The sequence below is a fragment of the Pectobacterium actinidiae genome, assembly GCF_000803315.1.
Taxonomy (GTDB): domain Bacteria; phylum Pseudomonadota; class Gammaproteobacteria; order Enterobacterales; family Enterobacteriaceae; genus Pectobacterium; species Pectobacterium actinidiae.
This window is the reverse complement of record NZ_JRMH01000001.1, coordinates 2,599,509-2,613,790: the sequence shown is the minus strand read 5'-3', so window position 1 is coordinate 2,613,790 and position 14,282 is coordinate 2,599,509. Positions and strand designations below refer to the sequence as shown.

Below are 14,282 nucleotides of genomic sequence, written 5' to 3'. Positions count from 1 at the left end.
ACGCTGTTAATAGGGCTTCCGAATCATTGCCAGAAGCCCAGACGGTTATTCATGAAGGCGGGAAAAGGCTCAATACTGCGGGAATCGTAACGAGTGCGAGCAGTAGCGAGACGATAATCGATAACGCAATCACATCCTGCTGATAGTGATACTTCTTGGCAAAGACATACACGCCCGCGCCAATGGGCTGCGCGGCCATCACGACGGCGGTTGCCAGCCAGACCCCCTGAGACCCATCCATCCCGAATACATAAACGGCTATCGCGAACGTGATGGCAGGCTGTATCACGAGTTTTAGCACAACCATCGGTAGCACCGTTTTGCTGACCGTGACGTTCAGGTGCTCTTTTACCTTCAGTCTGGCAAGACCCAGCCCGAGAGCAAATAACGCGGTGGGCCCAGCGGCGTTGCCTAGAAAACGTGCAAAAGACTCGATGACAACGGGAACCTGAATGTCGAGCAGAACGAACGCCAGACCGGCAAGCACCGCGATCGTTAATGGATTCTTCACGGTAGCCAGCGCCGAGCGTCCCACACTGTGAATCAGCTGCGTATTCGTGTCTGTCGCTCGTGTAGAGAACACATCCCAACTGACGATCACAGCCATAATGGCGGGGATATTATGCAAAATAGTCGCCATCGCTGCGGGGAGTGCCGCCTGTTCGCCATAGACTGAAATCAAAATCGGCACGCCCATGTATCCCGTGGTGCCATAACACGCGCCCATGCTAAGAAGGGAAGAGTGGGGCAATCCGATCCCCATGCGCTTCGCTAGCAATGCGGCAAGCATGTAGGACACTGCGATTCCGATGAGCGTTGACAGTATAAAACCCCACTGTTTCAGATCGCTGGTGTCGGCACGTGCCACGGCAATGAACAGTAAGGCTGGCAGCGCAATATACAGGACATAGTCGTTGATTAACTTATCTGCATTGCCACTATCGGGCTTTGTTCTTCCATACCAATAACCAACGAGAATCACCAGAAATAGGGGAACGACAATCAAGAACATGGATGAGCCTCTTTCTTCTCTATTTTTGAAGATATCGATGTCTGGATTGTGCGGGGTGTTTCATAAACCGCTAGATGAATTATGATGTGTTCATAATTGATTTAATCAATAGCGATAATCTCAAGAGGTCAGGATAACGGTGCGAGCACAGGTAAAGCAGATAGAGGGGCGCGGTGTCACGCTGGAGCAACTGCGTATCTTTGTTTCCATCGCGGAGTGCGGTGGCTTCGGACGCGCGGGTGAAGAGCTGGGACGGACGCAATCAACGCTGAGTGCTGGCCTGAAACGCTTAGAAGAGGATGTCGGTTGCCGCCTCATCGAACGGCGTCAGGGACACATTCTTGGTTTGACCGAAGAAGGGCGGCAGCTGCTGCCTGCCGCGCGTGACATCCTGCTACGTACGCATCGGGCCATCGGCGCATTGCAGAAGTCCCCTATGACAGGCCGCGTAGCGCTCGGCGTCCCAGATGATTTTGAGGTTAAGAATCTGCACGACATCATTTCGCTATGTCTTGAGGAGAATCCAGGCCTAAAGGTGGAAATCACGGCGGCTTCATCGACCGTGCTGTCTTCGATGGTTGCCCAGCAACGCCTGGATGTCGTGATCCTAAAAGGGCTGGCGGGACAGCCGCTGATTTCTGAAACAGAAAGAATTTTGCGGGTTGACTCTCTCCACTGGGTCAGTTCCGGTGCGGTGAATTTCAGTGAAATGGATGAAGTTCCTCTCGTCACGTTCCCTGATGGCTGTGTGATTCGGAAATGCGCGGTTTCTGCGTTGGAGCATGTCGGACGCCCGTATTACTTTTCTTATGTGAGCGGGTCTTTCGATAACATCCGCAGCGCGGCGGCAAAGGGGCTGGGGATTGGTTTACTACCGAAGAGCGCGCTGTCCGACGCGCTATATGTTCTGGGATCGGAAGATGGCGCACCCAGCGTTCCGGCAATTCAGCTCGTGCTTAGCGTGACGCGACCCGGGAAACTCTACCAACAGTTTACCCGCTATATCGATCGGGCATTGGCGGAATAGACTGAGGCTGGATTTTGGTTTGCGGCAGTATTAGCGAGCCGTAGCAGCTTGAATCATTCGACTTAAAACGAATGAATAAACAATCGATTTCGATGAACTTAACAGGATACGAGTAGGGAGAATTTCAATTCACATTCATCAACCTACGGGCGCAGGTTAAAATTGCAGAACATGAATTGGTACGACCGAGTGGACTCGAACCACCGACCCCCACCATGTCAAGGTGGTGCTCTAACCAACTGAGCTACGGTCGTACAGTAGATAACATCTTAATCAGTAACGTTTTGATTAGAATGCTTTTCTTCATTCCAGCGTTTGGAATGGGCGCTATTATGGACGGCTCCGGCGTTGGTGGCAAGCGCTTTGTTTATCATCTTCTTTCAAGTGTTGAATGTTTAGCCGAATTCGTCGAATGACGCCGCTGTGGTGGTTCATTTTTATGACGAGCTTCCCACCTGCCTCCTTTACGGGCTGTTGCTGACGCAACGTTAAAAATTTCTCCCGAAAATTTTTAAGCGATTAGACGGCTGGTGGCCTGTTGCGCAAAGACTTTACTCCCTGATAGCGCAACGTTATCGTATCGCGGCATATCATCCTGACAGGGGACGACCCCTGGCGCGAAAAGGATTCACGGGACGACCCATCTTCACTGTAAAGGAGAACTGGGTATGGCCTGGTTTCTGTTAGCGCTCGCCGGTTTGTTTGAAATTGTCTGGTCTTACAGCATGAAACTGTCTGATGGCTTCACGAAAATAGGCGCATCGGCTGTCACGATTGTCGCCATGATCGTCAGTTTTGCGCTGTTATCCATGGCGATGAAATCTCTCCCTTTGGGCACGGCTTACACTATCTGGACGGGAATTGGCGCGGTGGGGGCGTTTGTGGTGGGATTGGTATTCCTGAATGAACCTGCCAGCTTGATGAGGATTATTGCTGCGCTGTTGATCGTTAGCGGCCTGGTTCTGATGAAGCTATCTTCATGATGTTGACTTTCTGAATAACCTCTGACGTGTGGCAGAGCCATCTTCATCGCGGCTCTGCCACTGCTTTTCACTCTTTTTCTTTATTGCTCATTATTGATTGATGTTGCTTCCTGTTGCGCATTATCAATAAATGCTATGCTTGTTTTCGCGTAATATCTCAATAAATCTGACGAAAAGTGATTGTCATTGTCCGTATTATGCTCATTGTAGTGTGTTTATGACGTTATCGAGCTATATCGAGCATTGACGGTTAATCATTACGTCAATCATCTAACACACCGCACAAAAGCGATGTCTCTTTGTTCAGGCAGATTCCGGCCTGACTCGCGGCTATCTGTGTACGTACAATCTGAAAGGGGAGTGGAATGATCAAGTTGGTAGTTACCGATCTGGACGGCACGTTTCTTCACAGCGATGGCGATTACAACAGAGCCTTGTTTGCCGACGTTTATGCATTAATGAAAGAGAAGGATGTGCGGTTTGCTGTCTGCACAGGCAAACAGTGCGAGCGGGTCGACGCGCTTTTTGGCGATGCAGCGAAAGATATCTGGATTCTGGGTGACAGCGCGACGCGCATTAAGCATCAGGGAAATTACGTTTACCAATCGCTCATCAAAAACCGTCTTGCCTTGAGCCTGATTGGCGTGTTGGAAAGCGTAGACGATCGGCACGTGGTCATCGGTTGTACCCCACAGGGGGCGATGGTGAAGGAAACGATTAGCCCTGCCTTACTGGAAAAGGTGAAAAAGTCGTACACCAATGTGACGCTGATACCCAGTTTTGCTGCTGTGACCGATGATTTTGTGAAAATCACGGTTTATGACCCAGAAGGGCACTGTCACGAGACGGCGAAGTACCTCGATGCGTTTCACGACCATGTCTATATCGTGGTTTCCGAAGCGTCCTGGATAGATATTGCCAACGTTGGCGTACACAAAGGACACACCGTCGAAATCCTTCAGGATAAATTGGCGATTACACCCGATGAAACGATGGTGTTCGGCGATGGTTACAATGATATTGAGCTAATGAGCCGTGCGGCTTACAGCTTTGCGATGCGCAATGCGTTTGAGGAAACTAAAGCAGCGGCGAATTTTATTGCCCGCAGCAATGACGACGATGGGGTATTAAAAACGATAAAGCTGCTGCTTTCATAAAGTGAACCGGCAGCCGCTGGGGCTACCGTCGCTTTATCGGGCAATAATCACATCGAGATTTTTTTCGCTTAATACGCTCTGGCAGGCAGGAGAGATTTCATCATCGGTCACCAGCGTGGTGATTTCATCACATGCCGCCACGCGATAGCGCGTTAATGCGGAGATCTTATTGGCGGTCAGAGCCACGATCACTTCGCTGCTGCGGATCACCAGACATTTTTTGAATTCGGCGTCGTCATATTCAAAAACGGTCAGGCCTTCATTGGCATCAAAGGCACAGCCTCCTAACAGGCATTGATCGAAATACATCTTCTCTAGCTGCCTGAGCGTATCGATGCCAATCGCGCCGCCGACCTCTTTCTGAATCCTTCCGCCAAGAAAAATCACTTCTACATCCGGATACTGCATCAGTTCTGCCGCGATGATGGGCGAATTACACACGGCGGTAAACTTCAGGCCCATTGGGATCTGTTTCGCCACCGCCAGATTGGTGGTGCCAGTGTCAAAGAAGACACAGCTGTTGGGCTTTATTAGCGGGATGACCGCCTGAGCGATGCGATCTTTCTGGGCGGCATCAATAGTGGCTCGGCTGGCAAAATCAATCACTTCTGGTGGCATGCTGACTGCACCACCGTAGACGCGTTTGCAGGCACCGGATTGCGCCAGTTCTTTCAGGTCACGCCGTATGGTGTGCTCGGATACGTTCAATTCACGTGAGAGCTGGGCGCAGACGACTTTACCTTCCTCGCTGAGGATCTGCCTGATTTTGGACTGCCGTTGCTCGGGAAAGTCGGTGTAATCGAACATAAATGTCCTTGGTTAATCAAAATGATGCACAACCTGCCGCCAGCGAGCGGGGTTCATTCTGCTCAATGATGTGTACAGCACGGAATGGCGCCATGTTAATCTGCACCTTCTGGCAACACAACACCTCTACCGCGTTGATCTGCAATGTGTGCGTCATAGTGTAAAATTTACGCGTCAATATACCGACATCACCGATAAAGAGAGAAAACTAGCCGTGTTTCATGTCATTACCGGGCTTATCGCCCTCTATGTTATCTGGCGTCTGGTCTGGCGCTTGCGTGTCGGTGTGCCAGTGAAGCGCATACTGGCGCTGTTGCTGCTGCTCGTGTCGCAGCATCATCTGATTACACGTACCTTCTTTGGCACGATGGCGTCGCCGGAAGTGCCCGCGTTTGTCCTGATGTTTCTGGGATGGGCGTTTGGCGCGCTGCTGATATCCGCGTTCTTGTTGTTGGCTATCGATCTTATCGGTGTCGTGGGGCGTCTGTTATCCCGGTCTGCTGGACAGGTTCTGCTGAACAATATGGCGCTGCGTGGCGGAATTTTCGTTGTGGCGATGGGGCTGGCGGCGATTGGCGTGTGGGAAGCGGTGCGCGTTCCCGAGGTACGTACGGTAGAGGTTGAGTTGAAGCAGTTGCCGCCCGCCCTGGATGGTTTCCGGCTGGTGCAGCTAACGGATTTACATGCCAGCCGCCTGTTACAGCGCCCCTGGATGGAGGCAGTGGTGGCAAAAACCAATGCACTTAAGCCCGATCTGACGGTGATTACTGGCGATCTGGCCGACGGCACCGTCAGTGCTCGCCACGATGATATGGAACCGCTGCGTAACCTGACCGCGCCACACGGCGTGTTTGCCATCGTGGGCAATCATGAATATTACGTGGAATATACGCAATGGGTGCAACGACTGAATACGTTGGGCTTACGTATGTTACTCAATGAAAATGTGTCGATTGAACGCGACAATGCTGCGTTTGTGCTGGCAGGGATCACCGATCGCACCGCTGCTGATTTTCAACAGCTGCTACCAGATACGGCTGCGGCGCTCAGCGGGATAGCGACGGATACCGCCGTTGTTCTGCTTAGTCATCGGCCAACGGGGGCGAAAGAGAATGCGCGTGCCGGAGTGGATTTACAGCTCTCCGGCCATACTCACGGCGGTCAGGTGTTGGGTATGCATTGGGTGACGCAATTGGCGAATGAAGGCTATGTGTCCGGCGGCTATGACGTGGATGGCATGCACCTCTACGTGAGCAACGGCGCGGGCCTGTGGAACGGTTTTCCGATCCGCTTAGGGAAACGCGCCGAAATTACTCAGTTCATACTCCGCTCGCCGTCGCGGTAGTCCCGATACCTCAATCCTAAAACGATGGGAACTATCCATGATAAGCAGGCTCATTATCGCAAGCTGTTCTATCGGCGAGATTATTGATGCAGATAGGAAAAATGTGCATTGAGCCGCTTTTAATCAGGTTAAGCTATCGCAGAAGTTAGCATATACAATTATAAATGATAGGGAGACTCTGGCACTGTCTTGCATCAAGAAGAAGGAATCGGTGACGTGATCCGCTGCCATAAGGTAAGGCTATTGGAGAACGACCCCACCTTCTTGCGCAGTGATTAAGGCAATGCAACATACTGGGAGATAACGATGGACGAAAATAACACTAAACCAGCCGGCAAGTGTCCGGTTATGCACGGCGGAAATACTTCTACTGGCTCATCAAACACCGACTGGTGGCCAAATGCCCTCAATCTCGACATTCTTCATCAGCATGATACCAAGACCAACCCGTTAGGCAGCGATTTCAACTACCGCGACGCCCTCAAAACCCTTGATGTCGATGCCCTCAAAAAAGATCTGCATGCACTGATGACCGATAGCCAGGAGTGGTGGCCAGCGGACTGGGGTCATTATGGCGGCCTGATGATTCGTATGGCCTGGCACTCGGCGGGCTCTTACCGTACGACCGATGGTCGCGGCGGCGGCGGAACCGGTAATCAGCGCTTCGCACCGCTTAACTCTTGGCCGGATAACGTCAGCCTCGATAAAGCGCGCCGTTTACTGTGGCCAATCAAAAGAAAATACGGCAATAAGCTCAGTTGGGCAGACCTGATTATTTTGGCGGGCAATATCGCGTATGAATCCATGGGGCTGAAAACATTCGGCTTCGCTTTTGGTCGTGAAGACATCTGGCACCCGGAAAAAGATACCTACTGGGGATCGGAAAAAGAGTGGTTGGCGGAGAGCACAGGGCGTTATGGCAGCGACGATCGTACCTCGCTGGAAAACCCGCTGGCGGCCGTACAGATGGGGCTGATTTACGTTAACCCGGAAGGCGTCGATGGCAATCCCGATCCGTTGCGTACCGCACAGGATATGCGTGTGACGTTCTCCCGTATGGCGATGAATGATGAAGAAACTGTTGCCCTGACAGCGGGCGGGCACACGGTAGGTAAAACCCACGGTAATGGCGATGCCAGCCTGCTGGGGGCGGCACCGGAAGGTGCGGATGTGGCAGAACAAGGTTTTGGTTGGAGTAACCCGACAGGAACGGGTAAGGGGCGTTACACTGTCACTAGTGGGCTGGAAGGCGCCTGGACCACACATCCGACGCAATGGGATAACGGTTTCTTCCACATGCTGTTCAATCACGAATGGGAATTGAAGAAGAGTCCAGCGGGTGCATCACAATGGGAGCCCGTCAGCATTAAAGAAGAAGACAAGCCCGTTGACGTTGAAGACCCGTCTATCCGCTACAACCCGATGATGACCGATGCCGACATGGCGCTGAAAGTGGATCCTGAATATCGCAAGATTTCCGAGCGTTTTTACCAGGATCAGGCCTACTTCTCTGAAGTGTTTGCTCGGGCGTGGTTCAAACTGACGCACCGCGATATGGGGCCAAAAGCGCGCTACATCGGCCCAGATGTGCCGCAGGAAGATTTGCTGTGGCAGGATCCGGTTCCGGCTGGCCGTACCGACTATGATGTTGATGTGGTCAAAGCTCGCATTGCCGACAGTAGCCTTTCCATCAGTGAACTGGTCGCAACAGCCTGGGACAGCGCGCGTACGTTCCGTGGTTCCGATATGCGCGGCGGCGCTAACGGTGCGCGTATTCGTCTCGCTCCACAGAAAGATTGGATCGGGAACGAACCTGAACGTCTGGCGCGAGTATTAGTCGTTCTGGAAAGTATTGCCGCCGCCACGGGAGCCAGCGTGGCTGATACCATTGTGCTGGCGGGCAATGTGGGGATTGAGAAAGCGGCGAGAGCGGCTGGCGTACATATCACCGTACCGTTTGCTCCGGGACGTGGCGATACCACCGATGCCCTGACTGATGTGGAGTCTTTCGACGTCCTCGAACCGATTCATGACGGTTACCGTAACTGGCTGAAGAAAGACTATGCCGTGAGCCCAGAAGAGTTGATGCTCGATCGCACCCAACTGATGGGGCTGACGGCGAAAGAAATGACGGTGTTGGTTGGCGGTCTGCGTGTACTGGGCACCAACTACGGCGGCACTAAACACGGTGTATTTACCCATCGTGAAGGGGTGCTGACGAATGATTTCTTCGTCAACCTGACCGATATGAAATACACGTGGAAGCCCTACCGTAAAGACCTGTATGAAATCCGCGATCGTAAAACGGGTGAAGTCAAATGGACAGCGACGCGTCTGGATCTGGTCTTTGGCTCCAATTCCATTCTGCGCGCCTACGCTGAGGTTTACGCACAGGACGACAGCAAAGAGAAGTTTGTGAATGACTTTGTTGCTGCCTGGGTGAAAGTGATGAATGCAGATCGCTTCGATCTGGCAGAGTAAGACGTAAGGCTCCTCGCGCGGGTGTTTTAACAGCGTGGGGAGCATCATTTTTTCTGCATGACCCTGTGTGGATCACTGCTTCTTAAGATTAAGCATAAATTCCCTGAACGGGGCTGCAAATTCCTTAAACAGCGGATGTTTTCTTTTCTGCATCATCACTTCACTGAATAGCTTCAACCCCACCAGAAAGGCCTGAGTCTGTTCCGGCGTCATGTCCATCTTGCCATCGACTTTTTCCAGTAATGTAAACACATCATCGTGAATCGAGAATTCAAACGACAGCGTACGTTGCTGCTCGGCTTTTTCTTCCAGCGTGATCTGATAAACGTTGCCCATAATGCCCCCGGTAAATTGAACTCGTGATAGATAGTTGATAAAATCAACTATATGATCATTGATTGACTGAGTCAATAAACCATGATGAAACCCCTTTTTGCCTTATTGGAAAGTTTTAAGGCACAGATGCAGGAACAGATGAAAGCACACGACATCAATCTGGATGTGGTGCACATTCGCTTATGCAAGATTATTGCGACGGAAGGGCGCATTACGCCTCAGTCACTGGCGAAGTCCGTGGGGCGCGATAAGGCACAGATCACCCGCATGGTCGCGGAGCTGGTCAAACGTGATTATGTCCGCAAGATCGATAATCCGGATGACGGCCGCAGCGTGTGGCTCAGTTTGTCCGATAAGGGCGTCGCGTTTACGCAGGTTTTTCTGCATCAGGAAAAGCAGATAGAGGCGCGAATGCTTCAGGCCTTGTCCTCTGACGAACAAGCGGTATTTAGTGTGCTGTTGGAAAAAATCGCGGCGAGTACTGCCGTTCGCTGAATCTTGCACCTGCCAACGGTATCTGCACCGCCGTGATGCGCACCTGCTGCGCTGCTGCACCGAGATGGCGCGAGAGCGGCGTGCTTCCCCGCATAATTCCCCTTATAAACCACAGCCGTACTGGGCTTTTCGGTACTGGCACGCATTTTGCTCTTATCTCTTCGGGACAGCACCACGCATGGCGCTGAACAACCTGAATAGCTGGCTAGGGTTCCGATCCATACCATATGGATGTCTGGTCCGAGAGCTGGCGACCTCCAGTTGAGGTTACACGGCGGGATAAAAGCCCGGGAGACAGCAACACCCATGGTGTCGCGCTGTTCCCGCTTTTTTCCTACTCAACCGGAGGTCTGGCATGAACCTATCTCGTTTACTGGGCGTTTGCGTCCTCAGTCTCTCAGCATTGCTGAGCTTCCCTTCTCAGGCTGCGCCTAAAACGCAATTCAACGTATGCTGGACTATCTATGCCGGATGGATGCCGTGGGGGTTCATCGGCACGCAGGGCATTATCGATAAATGGGCCGACAAGTACGGCATCAAGATCAAGGTCACGCAGCTTAACGACTACGTCGAGTCGATTAATCAATACACCGCCGGGCAGTTTGACGGCTGCACGATGACCAACATGGATGCACTGACCATTCCGGCCGCGGGCGGTGTGGATACCACAGCGCTGTTGCTCGGCAGTTTCTCCGCAGGCAACGATGGCATCGTGCTCAAAGGCAAAGGGAAAACGCTGAGTGATTTGCGCGGGATGAAGGTTAACCTGCCTGAACTCTCTGTCTCGCATTACCTGCTGGTTCGCGGTCTGGAAACCGCCGGATTGCGTGAGCGGGATGTCACTATCGTCAACACGTCGGATGCCGATATTGTCGCTGCCTTTGCCACTCGCAGCGTGCAGGCCGCCGTCGCCTGGAACCCCCAGCTTTCTGCAATCAAAAGCCAGCCGGACACCACGGAAGTCTTTCAGTCTGGTCAGATCCCCGGTGAACTCATCGATATGATGGTCGTGAACACGCAAACGTTACAGGACAATCCGGCGTTGGGCAAAGCGCTGGCCGGTGCCTGGTTTGAAATGATGACGCTAATGAAAGCGGGCGATAAACCCGCGCTGGAGTCAATGGCTGCTGCCTCTGGTACCGATTTAGCCGGCTATCAGGCGCAGTTGAAAACCACCCATCTGTTTTATTCCCCACAGGACAATCTGGCGTTTCTGACCAGCCCGGATCTCCCTAATACCATGAAGCGGGTCGCGGATTTCTCCTTCGACAAGGGGTTACTCGGCACCGGTGCACAGAGCGCAGATTTTATCGGCATGACGTTCCCTGGGCAGGGAACGCTGGGTGACAGCGCCAATGTGAAACTGCGCTTTGACGACACCTTCGTGCGTCTGGCCGCAGAGAACAAACTCTGACCCGCAAACTGGAGAGACTATCGTGCGCTTGATCAATCGCTACCCCAGTCGGGGCGGACGGCTGTTACTGGTTCTGCTGCCGTTTGTCGTACTGCTCGTGCTGTACCTCATCGGGTCGGCAGTGCGGCTGGAGGCTAACCCCAATGACAAACTTCTGCCGAGTCTCGGACAAATGGCCGAGGCGATTCAGCGCATGGCACTGACCGAGGACAAACGCAGCGGCGATTACCTGTTCTGGTTGGATACGCAGGCCAGTCTGGCGCGTCTCGCGCTGGGGCTGGGGATCGCCAGCCTGTTGAGCCTGCTGTTCGGGATTATGGCCGGGGCGTTCCCGCTATTTCGTGCATCGCTCTCGCCGCTGATGACCGTACTGTCGATGATCCCGCCGCTGGCGATTTTGCCCATTCTCTTCATCGTTTTTGGGCTGGATGAACTCTCGAAAGTGATGCTGATCGTGATTGGGGTTACGCCGATGCTGGCGCGCGACCTCGAACAGCGTGCTCGCAACATACCGCAGGAAACGTTGATTAAAGCGCAGACGCTGGGGGCAAGCAGTTGGGTCGTGGTGCTGCGCGTCATTCTGCCGCAACTGCTGTCGCGGCTGTTGATTTCACTGCGGCTGCTGCTGGGCGCGGCGTGGCTGTTCCTGATTTCTGCCGAAGCGATTTCGGCAACGGCGGGGCTCGGTTACCGCATCTTTCTGGTACGCCGCTATCTGGCGATGGACGTCATCCTGCCTTACGTCGTGTGGATCACGCTGCTGGCATGGTTCATGGACATGGCGCTGCGGTGGCTGCATCGCTGTGGGTTCCCGTGGTCAGAGGAAAGCAAAGCATGAGTTTTATCGAGATCGATAACATCTGGCAGGAATACGGCGACCACGTGGTGCTGGAACGGCTCAACCTGAACGTTGAGGAAGGGGAGTTCTGCACGATGGTTGGGGCATCCGGCTGCGGTAAATCCACTTTTCTACGCCTGCTGTTGGGGCAGGAAACGCCCAGCCGTGGTGAAGTCCGGCTCGAAGGCAAGCGGCTGCCAGCTGAACCCGATGCCAGTCGCGGCGTGGTATTTCAACGCTATTCGGTTTTCCCGCATTTAACCGTACTGGAAAACGTGGTGATTGGGCTGGAAATACCGGGTTCCCCTTGGCTCGGCAGGCTGTTCGGACAGCGTAAGCAGGACGTTCGAGACCGTGCCGCACGTATGCTGGCGCGCGTCGGGCTGGGGCACGCCATGCATAAATACCCCAACCAGCTTTCCGGCGGCATGCAGCAACGGCTGGCGATTGCGCAGGCGTTTATTGTCCAGCCGCGCATCCTGCTGCTGGATGAGCCGTTCGGGGCGCTGGATCCCGGTATTCGCGGCGATATGCACTCGCTGCTGCTGGAGCTGTGGCGAGAAACACGCTTAACGGTCTTTATGGTTACCCACGATTTACCGGAGGGGTTCCATCTCGGCACGCGTTTGCTGGTGTTCGACAAAGTACGCGTCGATCCCCATGCGCCGGAAGCTTATGGCGCGCGCATTACCTATGACATCCCGCTTAATCAGGAGCGTCTCGCCACGCGTCAGCGTGCGCTGACGCCGCTGCCTTCTGTAGCCAGCGCGGCAACATCCCCCATTTAAGGAGCTTTGTGTGATGACAGAGATACAGACACCAACAGGCCGAACAACGTTTGACGAAGAAACGGTGCCGGGGGGAGGGCATACCTCCTTCATTCTCAAGCGTGGACAGATTCTACGGATAACCGATGTGGAAGGTGGCGGCAACGTTGGCCTGCTGCTATTCAACGCGCACCAGACCAGCGAACGCCTGAACCTGCCGGATACCCTTAAAGGGCAACACACCGCCAAATTAACGGCTGGGCACTGCCTCTATTCCGATATGGGACGCGTGCTGGCGGCAATCATTACTGATACCTGTGGCTGGCACGACAGCTTCGGCGGTGTGCTCAATGCGCAGGAGGTGCAGGCGAAATACGGGCAGGGGCGCTATCAGGAATGGCGTAACGGTTTTTTCCGTAATGGCATGGATAACCTGCTGGTCGAGATGGGGAAATGGAATCTTAATCTGCAAGATCTGCTGATGACCATCAACCTGTTTAGCAAAGTGACCGTCGATGCGCAGGGGCAGTTTCATTTTCACGCCAATCATTCTCAGGCGGGGAACTACATCGAGCTGTATGCGCCGATGGATACGCTGGTGGTGCTCACCGCTTTGCAGCATCCGATGGATCCCAACCCGACGTATGCGCCGCGACCAATCGCGCTCACCTGGCGCCGGGCGGAAAGCGAGGATGCTGCTGGCTACTGCCGTGAATTCCGTGAGGAAAATGCACGTGCGTTTCACAACACCGAACGCTTTTGCCTGTAAGGAGGCCGGACATGACGTTAATTGCCAGCAATAAAACGGCCGAGGATGCGGTATTCCGCCATGTGATTCCTGCCGGAGAACCCTATCTGTTTGAGGTGAAGCAGGGACAGACGTTGCGACTGCTGGATTTGGAAGGTAATCAGGCGGTGGATACGCTGTTTTATCGCGTCAACGATCCGCGTGAACGCTACGATCCGCAACGTACGCTGCGCCGCCAAAATAGCGTCTACCTGACGACGGGCAGCGTGCTGTACTCCAATCTTGGCAATCCGCTGCTGACGATTGTCGCCGACACCTGTGGTCGTCATGACACGCTGGGCGGTGCCTGTGCGCAGGAGAGTAACACCGTGCGCTATGCGCTCGATCGGCGCTACATGCATAGCTGTCGCGACAATTTTCTCTGTGCCTGCCTGCACGATGGTCGCCTGAACAAAAAGGACATCGGCGCGAACATCAACTTCTTCATGAACGTGCCGGTGACGGCAGAAGGTGGACTGACCTTTGAGGACGGTATTTCCGCTCCGGGGAAATACGTGGAGCTGCGTGCCGAAGCGGATGTCATTGTGCTGATTTCCAACTGTCCGCAGTTGAATAATCCGTGCAACGGCTGGAACCCGACGCCCGCGGAGGTGCTGATATGGAATTGACGTCGGAACGAGGCGATGAAAAACCTACGCGCTGGCAGCGGGTGAAAGCGTGGCTGGTGAGCGCGCTGGAGGCAAGGGCAAATCGCTATTTTCTGCCGCTGTCGAGCCGTGCTCAGTCTGACAAAACCCCGTGATTCTAGCGTGGTAGCAGGCCTCTGCACCCAATGACATTTACCGCGATGGACGACCATCATGCGGATCGCA

The 14,282-nt window shown here is 53.7% G+C and carries 15 protein-coding genes, 1 tRNA gene and 1 riboswitch; of the genes, 12 read left to right on the top strand and 4 right to left on the bottom strand.

Annotated features, from left to right (window positions below; all coding sequences use genetic code 11):
- Window positions 1-49: 49 nt before the first annotated feature.
- Complete coding sequence (locus KKH3_RS11085; protein WP_039359398.1) at window positions 50-1,012, bottom strand: AEC family transporter; 963 nt, start codon at window positions 1,010-1,012, stop codon at window positions 50-52.
- A 139-nt stretch (window positions 1,013-1,151) separates the two neighbouring features.
- Between KKH3_RS11085 and KKH3_RS11080 the strand changes: the two genes are divergently transcribed.
- The gene (locus KKH3_RS11080) at window positions 1,152-2,039 is read left to right on the top strand and encodes a LysR family transcriptional regulator (RefSeq protein ID WP_039359395.1); all 888 of its coding nucleotides are present in this window, start codon (window positions 1,152-1,154) and stop codon (window positions 2,037-2,039) included.
- Window positions 2,040-2,216: 177 nt separating this feature from the next.
- Here KKH3_RS11080 and KKH3_RS11075 read toward each other — a convergent pair.
- Window positions 2,217-2,293 (bottom strand) — tRNA-Val (locus KKH3_RS11075).
- A 414-nt stretch (window positions 2,294-2,707) separates the two neighbouring features.
- Here KKH3_RS11075 and KKH3_RS11070 point away from each other — a divergent pair.
- Entirely contained in the window at window positions 2,708-3,022 is a 315-nt protein-coding gene (locus KKH3_RS11070) for a DMT family transporter (RefSeq protein ID WP_039359393.1), read from the top strand.
- Window positions 3,023-3,387: 365 nt separating this feature from the next.
- Window positions 3,388-4,179, top strand: a complete 792-nt coding sequence (locus KKH3_RS11065) for a Cof-type HAD-IIB family hydrolase (RefSeq protein ID WP_039359391.1) — start codon at window positions 3,388-3,390, stop codon at window positions 4,177-4,179.
- A gap of 33 nt (window positions 4,180-4,212) precedes the next feature.
- Here the strand turns inward: KKH3_RS11065 and KKH3_RS11060 are convergent, their stop codons facing one another.
- Window positions 4,213-4,986: a DeoR/GlpR family DNA-binding transcription regulator gene (locus KKH3_RS11060; protein WP_039359388.1), complete on the bottom strand. Its 774-nt coding sequence runs from the start codon at window positions 4,984-4,986 to the stop codon at window positions 4,213-4,215.
- 214 nt (window positions 4,987-5,200) lie between these two features.
- Here KKH3_RS11060 and KKH3_RS11055 point away from each other — a divergent pair, with 214 nt between their 5' ends.
- Window positions 5,201-6,331: a metallophosphoesterase gene (locus KKH3_RS11055; RefSeq protein ID WP_039362361.1), complete on the top strand. Its 1,131-nt coding sequence runs from the start codon at window positions 5,201-5,203 to the stop codon at window positions 6,329-6,331.
- 306 nt (window positions 6,332-6,637) lie between these two features.
- Window positions 6,638-8,812, top strand: a complete 2,175-nt coding sequence (katG, locus tag KKH3_RS11050) for a catalase/peroxidase HPI (RefSeq protein WP_039359385.1) — start codon at window positions 6,638-6,640, stop codon at window positions 8,810-8,812.
- A gap of 72 nt (window positions 8,813-8,884) precedes the next feature.
- Here katG and KKH3_RS11045 read toward each other — a convergent pair whose 3' ends face one another.
- Window positions 8,885-9,148 (bottom strand): DUF3861 domain-containing protein, encoded by a 264-nt coding sequence (locus KKH3_RS11045; RefSeq protein ID WP_039359383.1) that lies wholly within the window; start codon window positions 9,146-9,148, stop codon window positions 8,885-8,887.
- 81 nt (window positions 9,149-9,229) lie between these two features.
- Between KKH3_RS11045 and KKH3_RS11040 the strand changes: the two genes are divergently transcribed.
- The 7 genes from KKH3_RS11040 to KKH3_RS22285 all read left to right on the top strand — a co-directional run bounded on the left by KKH3_RS11040 (window position 9,230) and on the right by KKH3_RS22285 (window position 14,212).
- The gene (locus KKH3_RS11040) at window positions 9,230-9,643 is read left to right on the top strand and encodes a MarR family winged helix-turn-helix transcriptional regulator (protein WP_039359380.1); all 414 of its coding nucleotides are present in this window, start codon (window positions 9,230-9,232) and stop codon (window positions 9,641-9,643) included.
- Window positions 9,644-9,837: 194 nt separating this feature from the next.
- Window positions 9,838-9,939, top strand: a riboswitch (guanidine-I (ykkC/yxkD leader).
- Between the two features lie 59 nt (window positions 9,940-9,998).
- Window positions 9,999-11,057, top strand: a complete 1,059-nt coding sequence (locus tag KKH3_RS11035; RefSeq protein ID WP_039359378.1) for a putative urea ABC transporter substrate-binding protein — start codon at window positions 9,999-10,001, stop codon at window positions 11,055-11,057.
- Between the two features lie 22 nt (window positions 11,058-11,079).
- Entirely contained in the window at window positions 11,080-11,895 is an 816-nt protein-coding gene (locus KKH3_RS11030) for an ABC transporter permease (protein ID WP_039359375.1), read from the top strand.
- Entirely contained in the window at window positions 11,892-12,683 is a 792-nt protein-coding gene (locus KKH3_RS11025) for an ABC transporter ATP-binding protein (RefSeq protein ID WP_039359372.1), read from the top strand. The genes KKH3_RS11030 and KKH3_RS11025 overlap by 4 nt, the downstream gene beginning before the upstream one ends.
- A gap of 13 nt (window positions 12,684-12,696) precedes the next feature.
- Window positions 12,697-13,431, top strand: a complete 735-nt coding sequence (locus KKH3_RS11020; protein WP_039359369.1) for an urea amidolyase associated protein UAAP1 — start codon at window positions 12,697-12,699, stop codon at window positions 13,429-13,431.
- An 11-nt stretch (window positions 13,432-13,442) separates the two neighbouring features.
- The gene (locus KKH3_RS11015; protein ID WP_039359366.1) at window positions 13,443-14,078 is read left to right on the top strand and encodes an urea amidolyase associated protein UAAP2; all 636 of its coding nucleotides are present in this window, start codon (window positions 13,443-13,445) and stop codon (window positions 14,076-14,078) included.
- The gene (locus KKH3_RS22285; protein ID WP_167371722.1) at window positions 14,069-14,212 is read left to right on the top strand and encodes a hypothetical protein; all 144 of its coding nucleotides are present in this window, start codon (window positions 14,069-14,071) and stop codon (window positions 14,210-14,212) included. Before KKH3_RS11015 ends, KKH3_RS22285 begins: the two co-directional genes overlap by 10 nt.
- Window positions 14,213-14,282: the final 70 nt, after the last annotated feature.